Consider the following 18,259-nt stretch of genomic DNA (forward strand, 5'->3'; position numbering starts at 1 on the left):
CCTTCGGTGAGAACATGGACGTGAAACTGGTGGTCTTTGACCTTGACGGAACGCTGGTCGGTGCACCCAGACCCTTTGCCGAAATTAAGGAGGAGCTCAAATCCCGGCTCATTGAGATGGGAATATCCAAGGAAATAATCGGTGACATGACGCCGATGTACGAGAACCTGTTGAGGATATCCCGCGAGACGGGAAGGGACTTCGAGGAGCTATACTCTATCCTTGTCGAACTTGAGGCTGAGAGAATTGGGGATAGTTTTCTTTTTGAGGGCGTCTTGGAAGTTCTGGACTTTCTGAGGGAACAGAACGTCAAAATGGCGATAATGACCCGGAGCTCCCGGAAGGCAACGCTGAAGGCTTTAGAGATGCAAGGAATAGGTGACTATTTTGATATTGTCTCCACCCGTGACGATGTTCCGCCGGATGACCTCAAGCCTAATCCCGGGCAGCTTCGGCGGATAATCGAGGCCTTTGGCCTTGAACCGACCAAGGTTCTGGTGGTTGGTGACCACGGCTACGACATACTCCCTGCCAGGGAGCTCGGTGCGTTGAGCGTTATGATAACGGGCCACACCGCCGGGAGGATGAGCTTTTCGGTTGACTCAACCCCAGATTTTGAGGTTGAAGACATGAGAGAACTCCTTAGACTCCTGGAAAACCTTCTAAGTACTTACGTCGTTGTGCCGGCCTACAATGAGGAGATGACCATCGGTGCCGTCCTCGATGACCTGCTCAGGTATTTTAGACGGGATGAGATAGTCGTCGTCAACGACGGCTCCCGTGACAGAACCCGGGAGATAGCCCGTTCAAAGGGCGTCCATGTCCTCACGCACCTGGTCAACCGCGGTCTCGGCGGTGCCCTTGGCACCGGCATAACCTATTCCCTCAGAAGGAACGCCCGGCTTATCCTCACCTTCGATGCCGACGGTCAGCACCTCGTGAGCGACGCCCTGAGGGTTATGAAGCCCGTCGCCGAGGGAAAGGCGGACTTTGCCGTTGGTTCGAGGCTCAAGGGCGACACCAGCCAGATGCCCTTTGTGAAGCGCTTTGGAAACTTCGTCCTTGATGCCATAACGGCTGTTTTTGCGAGAAAATACGTCAGCGACAGTCAGAGCGGGCTGAGATGCTTTAGCAGGGATTGTGCCGCCAAAATAAGGATAACCTGCGACCGCTACGCGGTTTCGAGCGAGATAATCATTGAAGCCTCCAGAAACCGCTGTCGCATTGTTGAAGTGCCAATCCGCGCCGTGTACACCGAGTACTCCATGAAAAAGGGAACGAACATCCTGGAGGGTGTTAAAATAGCTCTCAACCTGCTGTTTGATAAGTTGAGGTGATGACCATGTATGCGGTTCAGTACATGGCTATAGTTGTTGTACTGGCCCTGATGCTCTACGTGCTGGGCAAGTACGGGAAGAAGGAGTTTGAGTGGGGTGATTTCCTCTTTTGGGAGGTTATCCTACTGGGTCTCCTGATAGTGGCGATATTCCCCCTGGAAATAGCCAACGAGATTCGAAAACTCCTCGGCCTTGGTAGGGGCCTTGATGCGCTGTTCGTTATTGCGATAGGCCTGTCGTACCTCCTGATATTGAAGGTCTACGTTGCGGTGGACAGAACCGAGAGGGAGATAACGGAGCTGACTAGAAAAATCGCAATCGAGATGGAGGAGATAAACAGAAGGCTAGAGGAGATAGACGAGAAACTCTAATCCACGAATTCACCGAAAAGCTCCTCCAGGAATGCCTGTACCCTTTCCTTTGAAAGCTTGAACTGTCTTATCTTGACTATTCCCTTCTCCTGCGCCTCTCTGAGCAGAATCTCCGTTGCCTCGTTGGGATACATCTCCTCGTAGACTATCTCCTTTATTCCGGCGTTTATGACTATCTTGAAGCAGATGTCGCAGGGGAAGTGGGTGACGTAGAGCGTCGCTCCTTCGAGGCTTATGCCCTTTCTAGCCGCCATCGCTATGACGTTCTGCTCGGCGTGGACGGCTCTGTGACAGTGGCCGTCGACGATGAGGCACCCCACGTCAATGCAGTGCTCCATGCCCCTAGGTGCACCGTTGTAACCGGTAGCGAGGATGTAGCCGTCTTTGACAGCGACGGCACCTACCCTGAGACGGGGACAGGTTGCCCTGAGGGAGACGAGCTTTGCGATAAGCATGAAATACTCGTCTTTAGTCGGCCTTATGCGCTTTATCCTCTCGGCCTTTTCCCTGTCGAGTACTATCTCAATCCCCATAGGGCATCACTGCATACGCTGGTTGAACATGTTGTTGCCGTTAATCTCCACGAGTATCCTAAATATCCTTTCGTCGTAGCTTGGGTGGGTCTCTATTATCGCCGGCTTCTGCTTCCTCTCTATCGCGGGTTCTATGCTCGGCAGGGCACTAAGTCTGACGCCAACCCTCAGGTCTTCGTAGTACTTGAGTTCTTCGAGGGCGTGTTTGAGGTTCATCGGCACGTCCAGCAGTCTGAGCGCCGTTTCATCCGCCTGGAACTCTCTGCTCTTAAGGAAATTGGCCCTGGCGACCTCGTAGAGGGCGTAGAGGAAGAGGGCCGCTACTGTAACGGCCGATGTATGGGCGAGAAGTATGAGCACTCCAGTGAACACCATCATAAGGAATCTGCCGTAGGCGAGCACGGGGAATATCTTTGTGTCTCCGTTCTTTATGTGGCCGAGCTCATGGGCGGCAACGGCAAGTATCTCATCGCTGTCGAGCACCTCAAAGAGCCCCAGGGAAAGGACTATCGTGTTCTTGAAGGAGTATGCGTTGGGTATGTAGTCGTCCAGGATGTATACCCTGGGCATTGGGAGCCCTGCCTTTTTGGCCATCTCCGCTATGCCGTCGTAGAGCCATGGAATCTCGCTCCTCTGAAGCGTCAGGTAGCTGCCCTTAACGTCCTTGGTTGAGACCCAGAAGTACAGGAGAACTATGGAGCCGAAGGCAGCCAAAGCTATCCTGAGGCCCAGCTCTTTAAGGGCTATCACGGCCAGTATGACTTCGAGGGCCATGATAATGAACAGCATTTCTCATCACTTCTTAATTCTGGAGAGGTAGGCGTAGGTCGCCTCCTTGAAGTTTGTCATGAGAGCGTCCAAGATGCTCTGGACGACCCTCTCTTCGAACTCTTCGCGGGTCGTTGTTATGGAGTACACGTATCTCATTCCACCCCTTCCCTTCTCAACGCTCCTCTTGAGAAGTCCGCGCTCGCACAGGCGGTTCATGAGGATGCTTATGGTGGAGCGCCTTATGTCCGGGTGTTTCACCTTCATGTACTCATATACTTGTCCCGCCGTTGCCACCTTGACCCTCCACATGTGTTCCATTATCTCAGCCTCAAGGGGCGGAAGAACAGCCTTTATACCCTCCTCGGTGAGCTTGAATTCGTGGGGCCGCATGGTATCACTCCTCCTCTTCCTTGTTCTATGTAGGGCGCCTAAGCTAAAAAGTTTTTGTGCTTTTTGATGCTTTAATGTATATTTTGGCACATCAAAAGCAGTGATTAGGTTTTTAAATTCACCCAGGGAATACCTATGGGCGTGGGCCGGTGGCCTAGTCGGGACAGGGCGTCGGCCTCCGGAGCCGAAGGTCGCGGGTTCAAATCCCGCCCGGCCCGCCAGTAATACAAACTTTTGTAGGGCAAAAGTTTGATCAAAAGCTTGTGATTCCTTTTGAGTGGTCAGATTTTTAGTGGGTTTTTGTTTAGTGGTGAATTTATATAGGGGATTCATCGCCAAAAGGACGCTTTTTAACGCGTTCAACTTCAACTCGCGCTCCAAAGGAGCGCTAAAACCCTTGAACCTTTTAAACAAGCCATATGAAACAGAATCCCATTTGGTCAAAGGGATACTATCTAGAGAAAACCCATCCTAAACAGACAGTACAAGGGGAATCACGAACTTTGATGAAACTTTGCTTGCGCAAAGTTTCTTGTGGTGGGCCCGCGGGGATTCGAACCCCGGACCTCCGCCGTGTGAGGGCGGCGTCATAACCAGGCTAGACCACGGGCCCTTCCCGGAATTAGTGGGCGGAGGGGAAAATATAAAGCTTTCGCTAAGTTTCGTCGAGTATCTCTTTAGGAGCCCCTGCGAAGGCCACCAGATACTCCGCCTCGACTACGTGGAGCCTGCCCGGAACGACCATAACGTGGGGCTGTCTCCCGAAGTCCTCACTGATCATGTCCCGAACGTAGCCGGCTTTAAGCGTCGGGTTCAGCGAGCCCGCCCTCGCAAGAACCACTACCAGCGTGTCCGGGGTGAAGACGTTTTCCTTCTTCATATCTTCCACCTGGAGGAGTATCTCCATCGCCTCGTTTGCCGTCATGTAGCGGTTCTGCTCGGCCTTTATGTCGAGGAAGAGCATTGTGTGGAGGTTTCTCTCCATGTTCTCCTTTATCACATCGTAGTGGCTCGTGGGGAACCAGTTCTTCTCCGGATAGGCGACGGTTGCGCTCTTGCCAAACTTGTATATCTGCAGTCCGGTTATCGCTATCGCCGAGTAGATGCTTGGGGCGTGGATGACGTAGCTCTCGATTCCGAGCTCCTTGGCCCGTATCCTGAGGTCGGAGTGCGTCGTCGCCACCATCGGGTCACCTGCGGTCAGAAAGGCCACATCCTTATCTCTGGCTTCGCTCAGGACGATGCGCTCGAAGTAAAGTTCGACTTCCTCCCTGCTGAGTCTTCTGATGGGCTTTCCAATGAGCTCCTCAACTCTGTCCAGTGTTGTTCCGGCCAGCAATGACGTATAGAACTCGGCAAAGACGAGGTCGCACTTTCTGGCCACCTCAAGGCCTTTGAGCGTGATGTCCTTCTCATCGTAAAGACCAAGTCCTATGAAGTATATCGCCATGAGCCTCACCGGGGAGCGTAGGGCGGGGAGTTTTTAAGCTTGAGGGCGGTGATGTTAGGCAATTGCCGAAAAGCTTATAACGATTGACGAACACTTTACCAACATGCTTGAAAAGGAGAAAGAAGCCCTAGCCAAGAGAATAGCGGGGGAAATAACCCTCTCCTCCGACCCCGGCAAGACCATGCGTAAATGGCGCGAGATATTCGGAATCAGCCAGACTGAGCTGGCGGAATACCTCGGTGTCTCTTCTTCCGTCATAAGCGACTATGAGGGCGGCAGAAGAAAGAGCCCGGGAGCGTCAACTATAAGGAAGTTTGTTGAGGCCCTGCTTGAAATAGATGAGCGTCGTGGTGGAAACGTCATAAAGGCGTTCAGCAAGACCATCGGGAGCGAGCTTCCGACGAGCGCCATCCTTGACATAAGGGAGTTCGCCCTGCCCCTCACGATTAAAGATCTGGTGGGCGCCGTAAAGGGGGACGTGGTAGCCAACATGCACCTCCTTGACAGGCGCATCTACGGCTATACCGTCGTTGACAGCATAAAGGCGATCCTTGAGATGAGCAGCGAGGAGTTTCTCAAGCTCTACGGCTGGACGACTGAGAGGGCCCTCATCTTCACCAAGGTGACAACTGGGAGGAGCCCAATGATAGCGGTTCGCGTTCAGGGGCTCAAGCCGGCAGTTGTCGTCCTTCACGGCGTTAAAAAACTCGACGAGCTCGCGGTCAAGCTGGCCGAGCGCGAGAGGGTGCCCCTGGTGGTTTCTCATGCATCCAGCGAGGCCGAGCTTATAACCGGCCTCAGAAGGCTCGTCGAAAAAACTGAGAGAGAGCTCTAAGTCTCCAGCTTTTCCTTCCTCCATACTCCTCCATGGGCTAGCCTGGTTAGTCTATCTCGTATGTGGAGGAGCACGTCATTAAGCACTTCTCCGTTGTCGTACTCTTCTATTATCCGAAGAAGCTCCTCCCTGCTGTAGTCCTTCATCTCCCTCGCCAGCTCCGTCATTCTGGGATACGCGCGGACTATATTGTCGACGATGGTTATGTCGGCCATTCTGGCACTCCTTGAAAGCGGGTTGAGGTCAACTGTGATCACAAACTTGCCCATCCTGACGAGGGCCTCCGTCCTGTCGCCATCCTCCAGCGGAACAACGACAACATCTGCCTTCCATATTCCCTTTTCATCGACCTTTCCCCTCTCGTGCTCCAGGCCCGGAATGCGCTTCGTGGGGTTTATCCCGAGGAGTTCTATCTCCGGGTCGTACTTTCTCAGCTCCTCCGCTATCGCCTTAACGCGCTCCTCCGTGCGATAGAAGAGGTTTATTTCAAGCTTGGCGTTCAGCGCTTTTGCCAGCTCTATCGTTTCCTTTGGAACGAGTGCCGCGACGTTGCCGTTGACTGAGATGACAGGGTGCTCCGCGAGGAGCAGTTTGGCCACTGCGGCCTTCATTGCCCTCTCTGCTGGTTCTATGGTTCTTTCGCCGATAAGGTAGTCGAAGGCCTCGCCCCGGCCGTGCGCTATGAGACCCGCTTTGGCCGTCATGCCCTTCTCCATTCCCTCGATGATCTTTTCCCGGTAGTACAGGCTCCAGTACCTGGGATGACTCCTTGGGATCTCCACCATCTTGGCCACCACCGGTAGTTGGTGCCCCCGGGTAAAAGCCTTTCCTATGGTTCGGTAGTTCTGAACCTTTGGTTTTAAAAACGCATATAAAATCCAAACGTTCTAAACTAAGCGTGGACAACTTTGAGCACGTGATCAAGGTGGTGCATCATGGGGTACGTCATAACGAAAAAGGAAAACCTGAGCGCCATCGACTTCTTCATGGAGGTCGAGGCGCCCCATATCGCCCGCTCATGGAAGGTGGGGCAGTTCGTGGTTCTGATTCCCGATGAAAAAGGTGAGAGGGTCCCTATGTCTGTTTACTATGCCAAAGACGGGAGAATAGGCATGTTCATAAGGCGGCACGGGAAGACGACACTCAAGCTCTGGTACGAGTTTGAGGTTGGGGACGAGCTCCTCAGCGTTACGGGCCCCCTTGGAAAGCCCATAGAGGTGAAGCACTACGGAAACGTTGTTTTCGTGTCGGACGCTGTCTGTGCCCAGGCCGAGAGCTACGCCACACTCAAGGCGATGAAGGAGGCCGGCAACTACACCATAGCCATCCAGACCTTCGAGAACGAGGCCAACGTTTACCCCGAGAGGTACCTGGCGAAGCCCGTTGCCGACGAGCATTACCTTACCACGGAGGACGGGAGTGTTGGGATAAAGGGACACTACCTGGACGTTCTGAGGGAGCTTATAGAGAAGGATAAGGTTGATATCGTCTTCGGCGGCGGAAAGCTGGGCTCCCTTAAGAAGCTCGCCGAGCTCACAAGGCCCTATGGAATCCCGACCATCGTAACGGTCAGACAGATAATGGTGGACGGAACCGGGATGTGTGGCTCGTGCAGGGTTCTCTACGGTGGGGAGATAAAGTTCGCCTGCAGGGACGGGCCGATGATGGACGCCCACAAAATAGACTGGGATGACGCGATAAAGAGGAACGCACGCTTCGCCGAACAGGAGAAGATTGCAAGGGAGAGGTACATGGCGGAGCTTAGAGCCAGGGGGGTGGTTTGAATGGCAGTCAAACCAAAGCTCATCAAGGAAAGGATTCCAACGCCCGAAGTCCCCGTGGAGGAGCGTGTTAAGAGCTTCGTCGAGGTCAACCTGGGCTATGACTTCGCCTCCGCCCTGAAGGAGGCGGAGCGTTGCATACAGTGTCCGCCGGAATATGCGCCGTGCATAAAGGGCTGTCCCGTCCACATCAACATCCCTGGCTTTCTGAAGGCGCTCCGTGAGAACCCCGATAACCCGGACGAGGCCGTCAAGAACGCCCTGCGTGTAATATGGAACGACAACACGTTGCCGGCCGTTACCGGCCGCGTCTGTCCACAGGAGGAGCAGTGTGAGGCCCCGTGCGTCATGGGCAAGGTCGGAGACCCCATAAACATAGGCAAGCTTGAGAGGTTCGTTGCCGACTACGCAAGGAAGCACGGGATAGAGGAGGAGCTCCTCAGGGAGTTCATGGCCAACGGGGATGGAACGAAAGGCAGGGTCGCCGTGGTGGGAAGCGGGCCCGCTGGTCTGACCTGTGCGGGAGAGCTTGCAAAGATGGGCTATGAGGTTACCGTTTTTGAGGCACTCCACAGGCCAGGGGGAGTTCTCATCTACGGGATCCCCGAGTTCAGGCTTCCAAAGGAGATACTGGACAAGGAGATAGCCAAGCTTCGCGAACTCGGTGTCGAGATAAAGCTTGACCACATCGTCGGAAAGACCGTCACCCTTGAGGAGCTCCTTGGGGAGTACGACGCTGTATTCATAGGAACCGGTGCGGGAACGCCCAAGCTGCTCAACATACCGGGCATACTCCTTGACAGGATATACACCGCCAATGAGTTCCTGACAAGGATTAACCTCATGAAGGCCTACCTGTTCCCGGAGTACGACGAGCCGATAGCTGTCGGAGAGAAGACCATCGTGATTGGGGCCGGAAACACCGCCATGGACGCGGCCCGCTCCGCATTGAGGCTCGGAACGGAGGTAACAATAGCATACCGCAGGGGAAGGGAGGACATGACGGCCAGGATTGAGGAAATCCATCACGCCGAGGAGGAGGGAGTCAAGTTCGAGTTCTTCCTCAACCCCGTGGAGTTCATCGGCGACGAGGAGGGCAGGGTTAAGGCCGTTAAGTTCGAGAAGATGCGCCCGCTTGAGGAGCGCGATAGGAAAGGAAAGCGCAAGATAGTCGGCACCGGTGAGTACGTCACTCTCGAAGCCGACACCGTCATCATAGCGATCGGCCTTGAGCCCAACAGGATAATAAGCGAAGAAGCCACCGGCCTCAAGACGAACCCCGATGGGACGCTCGTGGTGGATGAGAACCTTATGACGAGCATCCCCGGAGTCTTCGCCGGTGGCGACGCGATAAGGGGCGAGGCAACCGTTATTTTAGCTATGGGCGATGGAAAGAGGGCCGCAAAGGCGATAGATGCCTATATCAGGCGGAAGAAGGCGAACGCCTAATGACTGGCTTGCCTGTTTTCTGTCTTTCTATTTCTAATGTCTACCACTGCCTCTTTCTGTCGCCGAAGAAGAACTTCATGAAGCCCGAGAAGTCCTCGCCGCGGAAGGCCGCGTAGAGCTCCTGGGTTTCCTCTGGAGTGAGCCACTCGATGTGCTCCGGGACTCCCTCCTCAAATATGTAAAGAATCTCGTCGTCCTTTCTGGCCACGTCGAGGGTGTATATTTTCTTTCCGTGCTTTCTGGCTATCTCGATCTCCCTGACGACGAGGGAGGTGAACTTGCCGACTATTGCTATCGCCACGAATATCTCCGCCTCGGGAATCAGGTGGTCGGTGGTTCTGAGGCCGTAGTCTGAGGGTATTACAAAGTTGTTCGAGCCGAGCTTTTCCTCCAGGAGCTGGAGGATGGCCCTTTCCGTGTGGGTGTGGTAGAGTATCGTGGGCTCGCTCAGGTACACGAGCGGCCCGTAGGTTTCCTTCTTCTTTCTCCTGAAGAATCCGAGCATGGAACCACCTCAGGTGGGGATAATGTCATCATCTTGGCATCAGGAGGGATGACATTCTTCATCGGTCAACTTCCACTAACGGGCAGGGCTTATTAAGGTTTGGCCTGAAAATTCCATGTGGTGGGGGATATGAGAATCATTCCACTCGCCTCCGAGAGCCTCGGCGTGAGGAGCCTGGCAGTCTTCGTTGAAGCTGGTGGAAAGAAAATCCTCATAGACCCAGGCGTCGCCCTCGGGCCAAAGCGGTACGGTCTTCCTCCCGCGAAGATTGAGATAGAGACGCTCCACAGAATGCGCCGCAAGCTCCAGGGCTACGCGAAAAGGGCCGATGTCGTTACGATTTCCCACTACCACTACGACCACCATACGCCCTTCTTCGAAGGTCTCTACGAGAGCTCCAGTGAGGAGTACGCGAGGGAGATATACGAGGGAAAGCTCCTCCTAATAAAGCACCCAAGGGAGAACATCAACTTCAGCCAGAGGAAGCGCGCCTGGGCCTTCATGAAGAACGCCGAGCCGATAGCGGAGAAAATAGAGTTCGCAGACGGCAGAAGCTTCGACCTCGGCGGCGTTACGCTGGAGTTCTCCCCTGCAGTGCCGCACGGAAGTGAGGGCTCGAAGCTCGGCTTCGTCGTGATGACGCTCATCGACGACGGCTTCCGCTTAATCCACGCCAGCGACATCCAGCTCCTCAACAGAAAAGCCGTTGAGTGGATAATCGAGAAGGTTCCAGATTTGCTCATAACCGGGGGGCCGCCGACCTACCTCGGAAAGCGTGCCGAGGGCAGCTGGGAGGAAGGGATTAAAAACCTCAACGAGATAATCCGCGAAACTGGTGCCGAGATAGTACTTGACCACCACATCATCAGGGACAAACGCTATCCGGAGTTCTTCGGTGAGCTGGAGAAAAGCCCCAAAACGTTCGCAGGTTATCTAAGGGTGAAGGACAGACCGCTGGAGGCCTATAGGGAGGAGCTTCACAGGAAGGAAAGGGGTGAGGAGGTAGAGCTTCCCTTTGAACTCTAAACTACTCCAGCCTCTCAGCCGGCACAATCGTCTGGAACATCCTCTGGGAGAATCCCGGGGCTAGGCTCTTTAAAAGAACCGTGTTCTCTATCAGGCTCGTTCTGTCCATTATGCCCTCCGTAAGGATAACGTAGTCGCTGACGCTGACTATCCAGGAGTGAAGCTCGCTGGGTATCGTGTCCCTGTTGACGATGAGTATAGTCCAGTGGGAATAACCTTCCTTCAAGCGCCTTTCCGACCTAATCATATACTGGAGCATCATGCTCCTCAGGAACTTTTCTCCGAACAGCTCATAGAGTCCATCAAGGGTCGCTATTGTTCCCACTACAGTCCTTTCCTTCAGGCTATATTCTTTCCGTATCTCTTCCATTGCCTTTTCGACCATGGGTATCACGAGGGTTCTGTCTGCAGTTTCGATTGGATAAACGAAGTCAAAATCCGTTCCTTCTTTGAAAAGGTCAATCACTGCTAGTTCTCCCTGTCTCCCCGCCTTAACCATGTCGAACCCTGCCGACTTAGCCCTTTCGAAGAGCTTTCTGACTGGAACGGTTGTGTTAAGGACGATGCCAAATGCTTCCCTCTCCACTTCCCTCTTGAGGTACTCCACACCAATTTTCCATCCGAGGCTGTACTGGCCGTAAGAGACCAGAAGAACCCCGCCGGGGATTATCTCGCCGACATCAAAATCCTTACGCATCGGCTCCACCGGATAAAACTCGGAAACCTGCGTTAATAATGTACTGGTACAACGCTCTAACTGGTTACGTCGATAGGAACCCGTCATCCACTGGAATCACCGCCCCGTTCACGTGGCATCATGCTCATCCCCCCATAATTCTCAAAACTTCCCTCTTCATGTCCTCGACGTTGAACAGTTTGCCGTCCGAGAGAAGGTGATGCAGCGCGAGGCCATCAATCAATGCCCCTAGAAGAAGTGCCTTCTTTTCCGGTTCCTCCACCCCGGCTTCCCTGAGCACGCTGGAAACCGAGCCTATGTACCTCTCGTAGAACTCATCCCAGTCGGTGGTTCTGTTCAGTCTCAGGCTCTCTTCGTACAGCTCCAGAAAGAAGCGCGACAGCTTCGGACTGGTCATTATCAGTTCGAAAGCTGCATCCACGAGGGTTTTGAGCTTCTCCCTGCCCGAAAGCTCATCCAGCCTCTCTGTGAGGTTCTCCAGCCATTCATCGAGAAGCGTAAACAGAACCACCCTTGCGAGCTCATACTTGCTCGGAAAGTGGTGGAAAAGCCCTCCCTTTGAAATCCCGGCCTTTCTTGCTATCTCCTCCATAGAGACGTCGCGGTAGGACTTCTCACTGAACAGCTCAAAGGCGGCATTTATTATTCTTTTTTTGGTCTCTAGTTTTCCCATCATTCACCCTCCGGATGCTCTATTCCAAGCTCCTTTCCTGATTCAAATGCATCGAGAACTCGTTTTATCCAGTCCTTAGCTTCTTCTATCGTCTCTTCGTTTTCACCCAGTATCCAGCCATCGAAAACCTTGATGGCTATTATCCTGCCCCTGATGTGCTCGGTCATCATTCTCAGATACCGCCGTTCGGTGTACTTTTTTCCTAGTTTTCCAAACCTGTCTGCTATGCAGAGTATGAAAACGGCTACCGTCTTCCCCTCCAGGCCGTTCCTTGACAGCAGGAACTCTTTGACTTCTGGAAGGGGGCGCTCGTAGTATATGGGTGCTCCGACGATTATGAGGTCGCAGTCTTCAATATTTGGGTTTTCAGAGGCTCTAACGGTTCTAACTTCTGCCCTCTCGCCGACGGCTTCAAGCATCGCCCTCGCCACTTTCTCCGTGGAGCCCCTTCTGGACTCATAGACGATGCAGACCTTCATCATTCCACCTACCGACCGGTCGGTTTTTAACCTTATAACCCTTTCCCCGGAAAGCCTTAAATCGGATGGCGAGAACTCCCTATCAGGTGAGGAGAAATGAGAGACTTCTACATCGCCCACGAGGACGATATCAAAGCCGGAAAGACGACCGATGTCTACTTCATCAGGACGAGGAAGATACTCGTTGAGAAGGGCATCCACAGGAAGGTTTTTGCCGACGTGACGACGACTTCTCTCCCGAAGGGCTGGAAGTGGGGGGTTCTGGCGGGAATCGAAGAGGTCGCAAAGCTCCTTGAGGGGCTCCCCGTGAACGTCTACGCGATGCCGGAGGGGACTATATTCCACCCCTACGAGCCCGTTCTCCAGATTGAAGGCTTTTACGAGGAGTTTGGAATCTACGAGACGGCTTTACTGGGAATGCTCAGCCAGGCAAGCGGTATAGCCACCGCCGCGCTCAGGACGAAGATAGCCGCGAACTTCAAGCCCGTCTACTCCTTCGGCATAAGGCACATGCATCCTGCCATAGCGCCTATGATAGACCGCTCGGCATTCATAGGTGGCTGTGACGGTGTTTCCGGAGTTTTGGGGGCGGAGATGATGGGGGAGAATCCCGTCGGCACGATGCCCCACGCGCTTATCCTGGTGGTTGGCGACCAGGTTAAGGCCTGGAGGTACTTCGACGAGGTCGTTGAGCCTGAGGTTCCAAGAACGGCTTTGGTCGATACGCTCTGTGACGAGAAGTTCGAGGCCTTGATGGCGGCCGAGGCCCTCGGCGAGAGGCTCACCGCGGTAAGGCTCGACACCCCGAGCTCCAGAAGGGGCAACTTCAGGAGGATAATCGAGGAGGTCCGCTGGGAGCTCGACCTGAGGGGCTACGGGCACGTCAAAATCTTCGTGAGCGGAGGCCTAAACGAGGAGAGCATAAGGGAGATAGTCGATATAGTGGATGCCTTCGGTGTTGGAGGCTCGATAGCGAGCGCAAAGCCGGTTGACTTTTCCCTTGACATAGTGGAGATCGGGGGGAAGCCGGTAACGAAGAGGGGGAAGCTCAGCGGGAGGAAACAGATATACCGCTGTGAGAAGGGCCACTACCACCGCGTTCCAGCTGAGAAGAAGCTCGAACGTTGCCCGGTCTGCGGTGCAGAGGTTGAGCCGCTCATCAAGCCGCTCATCGAGAACGGGGAGATAGTGGCAGAGCTGCCGAAGGCCAGGGAGATAAGGGAGTACGTGCTTGAGCAGGCCGAGAAGTTCGGACTGGGCCTGGAGTGATATCTTTTCTATATTCTTTCGAGAATAAATCATAGGGCCAACTTAAGGAATTAGAAAAAGAAGAGGCTTCAGGCCTCCTCGATGTAGATACAGCTGACCGGACAGGCCTCGGCGGCCTCAACAGCGCAGTTGTAGAGGTTCTCGTCCTCGATAACCTCGACGATAGGAACGCTCTTGCCCTCGTCGTTCATCTCAAAGACGTCCGGGCAGAGGCTGGCACAGATGGCATCTCCGATACAAACGTCCTGGTCAACCCTAACCTTCCACGCCATGGAGCATCACCGGATTTAGATGAACTCCGGGGAATATAAACTTTTCGTCGAAAAATGGACTGCTGAAGGCGAAGATCCGTAGAAAAAGGGAGAAAACGGCTCTTCGATGAACAAAAATTGGCAGGGTGGGTCAGAAAAGCCCCAACCTCTTTTTGTACTCCTCGCTTATCATCTCCGGGCTCCAGGGCGGGTCGAAGGTGAGTTCAATTTCGGCGTCCTTGACGCCGGGTATCTCCAGTATCTTGTCCTCTACAGCCCGGAGGATCCACATGGTGAGCGGACAGCCCGGAGTGGTCATCGTCATCTTGACGTAGACGGTGTTGTCCGGCCTTATGTCCAGCTGGTATATAAGGCCCAGGTTAACGATGTCCACGCCTATCTCGGGGTCTATGACCTCTTTGAGCTTTTCCAGTATCACATCCTTGTTCAGCTCGACGTTTTCTTCTGTCTTCTTCTCCCTCTCGCGGTTTATCGTTATGGTGCCAACCCCCTCGATCTTCCCCAGTTCCGTGTTGAGCTTTATGAGCACATCGTCAATGTTCGGGGTGTCCTTCGCGAGGGTGACAGTCACGTTGCCCTTTTCATCAACCTCTATGGATTTTACGAAATCCTCATCAACTATTCCCTTGATGATATTTTCAACTTCCTCTTTTGTGACCATATTCACCACCTGGGTGAAGTTCAGAGAGACACATTTAAACCTTTTGGGTCAGAAATGGGTAACTATTGGGATAGGATGTCGAATATCAGCCTCTCCGCCATCTCGGGGGTAAGTGCCCTGGCCCGGAGCTCCCTCAGGACCCTCTGGATGCCGAGCCTCTTGAGCACGGGAGAGTTCTTCGCGGCCGACTTCCAGAGCGTGCATCCGAAGCCGAGGGCGTATTTCCGTCCAAGGGTCGCTATCGCCTCGCCCTTGTCGAGGGCCAGAAAGGCCGGAAGGTTCAGAACCACTACGTCTCCTTTGCTGTATATGGATATCAGGCCCGAGCTCAGCAGGTCTCCGCTCGCCACTATCTTTATCCCGTTCTCCCTGGCGTACTCCTCGATGGCGTCCATGACCATCGCGTGACAGCGGCCGCAGACAGGTGCCCTCTTCCTTATCTGCTCCTTCATCTCGTCCATGTATCCCGGAACCTCAACGAAGACTGCACCTTGCGTCATGGCGTTGAGGAGAACCGGCTCCCTCATCTGCGGGAGCTTTGCCATAACCGGGACAACGTCGAAGCCGGCCCAGCGGAGTATTTTGAGGGACGCCGTGCTGTCCGAACCGGCGGAAAAAGCGAGGGCTATCTTGACGTCGATAGGCGAGCGGTCAAACTCCTTCCCGTGGAGGCGGTACTCTGCCAGGGCTTTCAGGCGGGAATAGGCCTCTTCGCCGATTTCTCCTCTAACCCCCTCAAGGGCGTCCAGGTTGTATTCAAGCCGGTACCTTTTGACAAAGTCATCTCCAACTGGGTTTATCATCGGAGACCCAATCGGGGAACGGTTTATTAAACTTGCCGCTGGGAAAACCTTAAAAGAGGCCCACCTTAACCCCGTCCGCGAACAAAAAATGCTTCTGGAGGTGCTTGCGATGAGGGAGATAGTGGAGAGGGTCAGGGAGAAGACGAGCATCCCCGTTTACGAGAGAACCGTCGAGAACGTTCTGAGTGCTATCCAGGCAAGTGGCGATGTCTGGAGGATAGTTGACCTCAGCGAGGAGCCGCTTCCGCTCGTCGTTGCCGTCATTAGGACGCTCCACGAGATGGGTTACATTGCCTTCGACGGCCCGAGCGTCGTTCTCACTCAGAGCGGCAGGAAGCTGGTGGAGAAGTATGGAATAGGCGCCAGAAAGGACTACACCTGCTCCCACTGCGAGGGCAAGACGGTCGAGCTTTCAGCTTTCAGCGACCTCCTTGAGCAGTTCAAGGAGATAGTCAAAGACCGCCCACAGCCAAAGCACGACTTCGACCAGGCCTACGTTACCCCCGAGACCACCGTCGCCAGGATAGCCCTGATGCACACCCGCGGAGACCTTGAGAACAAGGAAGTCTTCGTCCTCGGTGACGACGACCTCACGAGCATAGCCCTCATGCTCAGCGGCCTTCCCAAGAGGATAGCCGTCCTCGACATAGACGAGCGCCTCGTCAAGTTCATCGAGAAGACCGCCGACGAGCTCGGCTACTCGGACATCGAGATGTTCACCTTCGATTTGAGGGAGCCCCTCCCCGACTACGCGCTCCACAAGTTCGACACCTTCATCACGGACCCGCCCGAGACGGTTGACGCCATAAGGGCGTTCGTCGGAAGGGGAATAGCGACCTTGAAGGGTCCAGGTTGCGCCGGCTACTTCGGCATAACTAGGAGAGAAAGCTCGCTCGACAAGTGGAAGGAGATCCAGAAGGTCCTCATCAACGAGTTCGGAGTCGTCATCACAGACATCATCAGGAACTTCAACGAGTACGTGAACTGGGGCTACGAGGAAGAAACCAGAGCCTGGAAGCTCCTCCCGGTCAAGGTCAAGCCGACCTACAACTGGTACAAGAGCTACATGTTCAGGATACAGACCCTTGAAGGCTCGAAGGGCTTCGAGGAAAGAATAGAGCTTGGAGACGAACTCTACAATGACGAAGAGGCTTCAACGACATGAAAAATTAAAAGACTATCTTATCTCTTCCTCCCCTTTTCTCCGCGTTCTTTTCTTCTTGCGATGAGCACTGCCATGACTATCAGGGCGGCACCAGCGCCGATGTACAGGTACGCGGTTCTCTCGTTCCCTTCTACCTCTTCCCCTGTCCTGAATCCTTTCACGGCGTGGGCCTCTATCACCAGTGGGTTTTGCGACGGGTATACCACCACGTAGCCGTCCAAGCCGGTAATAGTTGCCTTCTCTGTTGCGTTGCCGATGTAAGAACCGTCCTTCACGAGCAGGAAGGTGGCGTTGGTCAGCCTAACGGTTCCGTCTTCCGTCCCAGGCGCGGGTATATCCGCGTAGAGTATCTCCCTGAGGAACGAAACGCCCCGGGTGTATGTGACGGTGTTCGTGAGTCCTGCCCCCTGGAGTGCCCAGAGAACCTTTGCCGTCGATGTCAGTCCGGCCACTGAACCCTGGGTGTACGGGAAGGCGCCGTTGGGATACTGCCTCTCCGCGAACAGGTTCAGGGTTTCGTTGAGCTCCTTCTCCATGCAGAACTCGCTGAAAACTATGACCGCGTAGGCAAAGTAGTAGGTGGGGACGTTGTAGTAAACGGGGTTCCCTGTTTTTGGGTCCTTCGTTTTGAGCATCCATGTGAGGTTGCTGGAGAGATAGCCGAGGGAGGCATCGTAGTCGTGGCTGACGTTCAGCCCCTTGAGCACCCATACCACGTACTCGGTGTTGTAGAAGTCCTTCCAGACACCGTTTTTGGCAGTGTTTAGAAGGTACTCCACCTCGTTCGAGTAGTTTTGGCCGAGGATGGCTTTTATCCGGGCAATTTCGGCAATTTGCCACGGGAACAGTCCCGAATAGCTGGAGGGTAATTCGGGGGTCATGTTGCAGAGCAGATAGTAGTCGGCCAGGATTACTTTCTCCCAGTCGTCACCGGGGGTTATCTTCCCGAGATACGGACACGCGATGTTCCTGAGGTCTTCAAAGCCCCCCACCTTGGAAGCGCTCAGCAGGTCGAGGACTCGGTAGTGGAGAACGCCCCAGAACCCGAAGTGTTCCTTTTCGAGCAGTTCTTGCCTGTATTTCTCATCTCCCGTCGCATAGAGTGCCATAGCTATGGCCACTGTGGACTCAAAATCGTCGCGGAGCTCAACCTTTTCTCCGAGGTATGCCAGGGCAAATGCGCGGTAGGCTTTCAGGTCGCCTTTGACATTCATCCTTTCGAGCTCCTCTTTCCTCCCGAGGGCCAGATACCCGAATATCCGCTCTGTATCAGTCTTCGGTTCGGCCCCCATCAGCCAGCCTTCGGCCCGGTTTATGGCCTCTTCCACCTGCTTTTCGAACCCGGTGAGGTTTTCGTTGATGTATCCGTTCAGAAATTCCCTGAGGGCGATTAAAGCGAGCGCCGTCCCGGTGTAGTCCTCCCACGATCCGTCGGGGTTCTGCTTGTATATCAGCCAGTAGGCGGCGCTGTTCAGGACATCGCGGTAACGCCCGCGGGCGATGTTTTCACCGCGCATAAGGGCGAGCATGGCCATCGCAGTGTACTTTGCCATGTGCTCCTCTCCGTAGGTTATCCCCCATGAATCGAAGGGCGTCCTCATGGTGAGGAGCCATTCGCATCCTTCGAGAACCCTACCATAGTCCCCGGTTTGGTAAAGGGCAAGAACCGCAAATGCGGTTTCGGGAACGGTTGGTTTGTAAACGTAAGGCTCGATTTTAGCGCTCCCCATCGGGAGGGATAATCCGATGATCATCAGGATGATGGCTGCCCCAAGAATCCGCCTCATTTCAA

At 54.3% G+C, this 18,259-nt stretch carries 21 protein-coding genes and 2 tRNA genes; 9 read left to right on the forward strand and 14 right to left on the reverse strand.

The window, feature by feature from the left end; genetic code table 11:
- The first annotated feature begins 14 nt into the window (after positions 1 to 14).
- Positions 15 to 1,337, forward strand: coding sequence for an HAD-IA family hydrolase (locus tag NUS69_RS10745; protein WP_258083728.1), 1,323 nt, complete (start codon positions 15 to 17; stop codon positions 1,335 to 1,337).
- A gap of 5 nt (positions 1,338 to 1,342) precedes the next feature.
- Positions 1,343 to 1,708, forward strand: a complete 366-nt coding sequence (locus NUS69_RS10750; protein WP_258085114.1) for a DUF2304 domain-containing protein — start codon at positions 1,343 to 1,345, stop codon at positions 1,706 to 1,708.
- Here NUS69_RS10750 and NUS69_RS10755 read toward each other — a convergent pair.
- From NUS69_RS10755 to NUS69_RS10765, 3 genes are read right to left on the reverse strand one after another with little or no spacing between them, the layout of a single operon-like run.
- Positions 1,705 to 2,241: a deoxycytidylate deaminase gene (locus NUS69_RS10755; protein ID WP_074631516.1), complete on the reverse strand. Its 537-nt coding sequence runs from the start codon at positions 2,239 to 2,241 to the stop codon at positions 1,705 to 1,707. The two genes, NUS69_RS10750 and NUS69_RS10755, sit on opposite strands and share 4 nt — an antisense overlap.
- 6 nt (positions 2,242 to 2,247) lie before the next feature.
- Entirely contained in the window at positions 2,248 to 3,030 is a 783-nt protein-coding gene (locus tag NUS69_RS10760) for a M48 family metallopeptidase (protein WP_258083729.1), read from the reverse strand.
- Positions 3,031 to 3,036: 6 nt separating this feature from the next.
- On the reverse strand, positions 3,037 to 3,402 hold the full coding sequence (locus tag NUS69_RS10765) for a BlaI/MecI/CopY family transcriptional regulator (protein WP_055430277.1): 366 nt from the start codon (positions 3,400 to 3,402) through the stop codon (positions 3,037 to 3,039).
- A gap of 143 nt (positions 3,403 to 3,545) precedes the next feature.
- Here NUS69_RS10765 and NUS69_RS10770 point away from each other — a divergent pair.
- A tRNA-Arg gene (locus NUS69_RS10770) sits at positions 3,546 to 3,623 on the forward strand.
- Between the two features lie 314 nt (positions 3,624 to 3,937).
- Here NUS69_RS10770 and NUS69_RS10775 read toward each other — a convergent pair.
- Both NUS69_RS10775 and dph5 read right to left on the reverse strand, forming a co-directional pair.
- A tRNA-Val gene (locus NUS69_RS10775) sits at positions 3,938 to 4,015 on the reverse strand.
- A gap of 42 nt (positions 4,016 to 4,057) precedes the next feature.
- Positions 4,058 to 4,852 (reverse strand): diphthine synthase, encoded by a 795-nt coding sequence (gene dph5, locus NUS69_RS10780; RefSeq protein WP_258085115.1) that lies wholly within the window; start codon positions 4,850 to 4,852, stop codon positions 4,058 to 4,060.
- A 103-nt stretch (positions 4,853 to 4,955) separates the two neighbouring features.
- Here dph5 and NUS69_RS10785 point away from each other — a divergent pair, with 103 nt between their 5' ends.
- The gene (locus tag NUS69_RS10785) at positions 4,956 to 5,687 is read left to right on the forward strand and encodes a helix-turn-helix domain-containing protein (protein WP_258083730.1); all 732 of its coding nucleotides are present in this window, start codon (positions 4,956 to 4,958) and stop codon (positions 5,685 to 5,687) included.
- Here the strand turns inward: NUS69_RS10785 and NUS69_RS10790 are convergent.
- On the reverse strand, positions 5,684 to 6,472 hold the full coding sequence (locus NUS69_RS10790; protein WP_258085116.1) for a 4-phosphopantoate--beta-alanine ligase: 789 nt from the start codon (positions 6,470 to 6,472) through the stop codon (positions 5,684 to 5,686). The two genes, NUS69_RS10785 and NUS69_RS10790, sit on opposite strands and share 4 nt — an antisense overlap.
- A gap of 150 nt (positions 6,473 to 6,622) precedes the next feature.
- Between NUS69_RS10790 and NUS69_RS10795 the strand changes: the two genes are divergently transcribed.
- Both NUS69_RS10795 and gltA read left to right on the forward strand, forming a co-directional pair.
- Complete coding sequence (locus tag NUS69_RS10795) at positions 6,623 to 7,471, forward strand: sulfide/dihydroorotate dehydrogenase-like FAD/NAD-binding protein (RefSeq protein ID WP_258083731.1); 849 nt, start codon at positions 6,623 to 6,625, stop codon at positions 7,469 to 7,471.
- A complete protein-coding gene (gene gltA, locus NUS69_RS10800; RefSeq protein WP_258083732.1) occupies positions 7,472 to 8,917 on the forward strand; it encodes an NADPH-dependent glutamate synthase in 1,446 nt (481 codons plus the stop codon).
- Between the two features lie 40 nt (positions 8,918 to 8,957).
- Here the strand turns inward: gltA and NUS69_RS10805 are convergent, their stop codons facing one another.
- The gene (locus NUS69_RS10805) at positions 8,958 to 9,422 is read right to left on the reverse strand and encodes a hypothetical protein (protein ID WP_258083733.1); all 465 of its coding nucleotides are present in this window, start codon (positions 9,420 to 9,422) and stop codon (positions 8,958 to 8,960) included.
- 129 nt (positions 9,423 to 9,551) lie between these two features.
- Here NUS69_RS10805 and NUS69_RS10810 point away from each other — a divergent pair, with 129 nt between their 5' ends.
- A complete protein-coding gene (locus NUS69_RS10810) occupies positions 9,552 to 10,448 on the forward strand; it encodes an MBL fold metallo-hydrolase (protein ID WP_258083734.1) in 897 nt (298 codons plus the stop codon).
- 1 nt (position 10,449) lies between these two features.
- Here the strand turns inward: NUS69_RS10810 and NUS69_RS10815 are convergent, their stop codons facing one another.
- The 3 genes from NUS69_RS10815 to NUS69_RS10825 form a co-directional block, all read right to left on the reverse strand.
- Entirely contained in the window at positions 10,450 to 11,154 is a 705-nt protein-coding gene (locus NUS69_RS10815) for a hypothetical protein (protein WP_258083735.1), read from the reverse strand.
- A 115-nt stretch (positions 11,155 to 11,269) separates the two neighbouring features.
- Positions 11,270 to 11,821: a TetR/AcrR family transcriptional regulator gene (locus NUS69_RS10820; RefSeq protein WP_258083736.1), complete on the reverse strand. Its 552-nt coding sequence runs from the start codon at positions 11,819 to 11,821 to the stop codon at positions 11,270 to 11,272.
- Positions 11,818 to 12,300 carry a flavodoxin family protein gene (locus NUS69_RS10825; RefSeq protein WP_258083737.1) on the reverse strand — a complete coding sequence of 161 codons (483 nt, stop codon included), beginning with the start codon at positions 12,298 to 12,300 and terminating at the stop codon, positions 11,818 to 11,820. Before NUS69_RS10825 ends, NUS69_RS10820 begins: the two co-directional genes overlap by 4 nt.
- 93 nt (positions 12,301 to 12,393) lie before the next feature.
- Between NUS69_RS10825 and NUS69_RS10830 the strand changes: the two genes are divergently transcribed.
- On the forward strand, positions 12,394 to 13,566 hold the full coding sequence (locus NUS69_RS10830) for a nicotinate phosphoribosyltransferase (RefSeq protein WP_258083738.1): 1,173 nt from the start codon (positions 12,394 to 12,396) through the stop codon (positions 13,564 to 13,566).
- A 68-nt stretch (positions 13,567 to 13,634) separates the two neighbouring features.
- Here NUS69_RS10830 and NUS69_RS10835 read toward each other — a convergent pair whose 3' ends face one another.
- From NUS69_RS10835 to NUS69_RS10845, 3 genes are all read right to left on the reverse strand, one after another.
- The gene (locus NUS69_RS10835; RefSeq protein ID WP_088865231.1) at positions 13,635 to 13,838 is read right to left on the reverse strand and encodes a ferredoxin; all 204 of its coding nucleotides are present in this window, start codon (positions 13,836 to 13,838) and stop codon (positions 13,635 to 13,637) included.
- A 130-nt stretch (positions 13,839 to 13,968) separates the two neighbouring features.
- Positions 13,969 to 14,499, reverse strand: a complete 531-nt coding sequence (locus NUS69_RS10840; RefSeq protein ID WP_258085117.1) for a metal-sulfur cluster assembly factor — start codon at positions 14,497 to 14,499, stop codon at positions 13,969 to 13,971.
- A 62-nt stretch (positions 14,500 to 14,561) separates the two neighbouring features.
- Complete coding sequence (locus NUS69_RS10845) at positions 14,562 to 15,302, reverse strand: ATPase (RefSeq protein ID WP_258083739.1); 741 nt, start codon at positions 15,300 to 15,302, stop codon at positions 14,562 to 14,564.
- 109 nt (positions 15,303 to 15,411) lie between these two features.
- Here NUS69_RS10845 and bpsA point away from each other — a divergent pair, with 109 nt between their 5' ends.
- Positions 15,412 to 16,467, forward strand: a complete 1,056-nt coding sequence (gene bpsA, locus NUS69_RS10850; protein WP_258083740.1) for a N(4)-bis(aminopropyl)spermidine synthase — start codon at positions 15,412 to 15,414, stop codon at positions 16,465 to 16,467.
- A gap of 17 nt (positions 16,468 to 16,484) precedes the next feature.
- Here the strand turns inward: bpsA and NUS69_RS10855 are convergent, their stop codons facing one another.
- Positions 16,485 to 18,254, reverse strand: a complete 1,770-nt coding sequence (locus NUS69_RS10855) for a prenyltransferase/squalene oxidase repeat-containing protein (RefSeq protein WP_258085118.1) — start codon at positions 18,252 to 18,254, stop codon at positions 16,485 to 16,487.
- Positions 18,255 to 18,259: the final 5 nt, after the last annotated feature.

The sequence above is a fragment of the Thermococcus thermotolerans genome (assembly GCF_024707485.1).
Classification (GTDB): domain Archaea; phylum Methanobacteriota_B; class Thermococci; order Thermococcales; family Thermococcaceae; genus Thermococcus; species Thermococcus thermotolerans.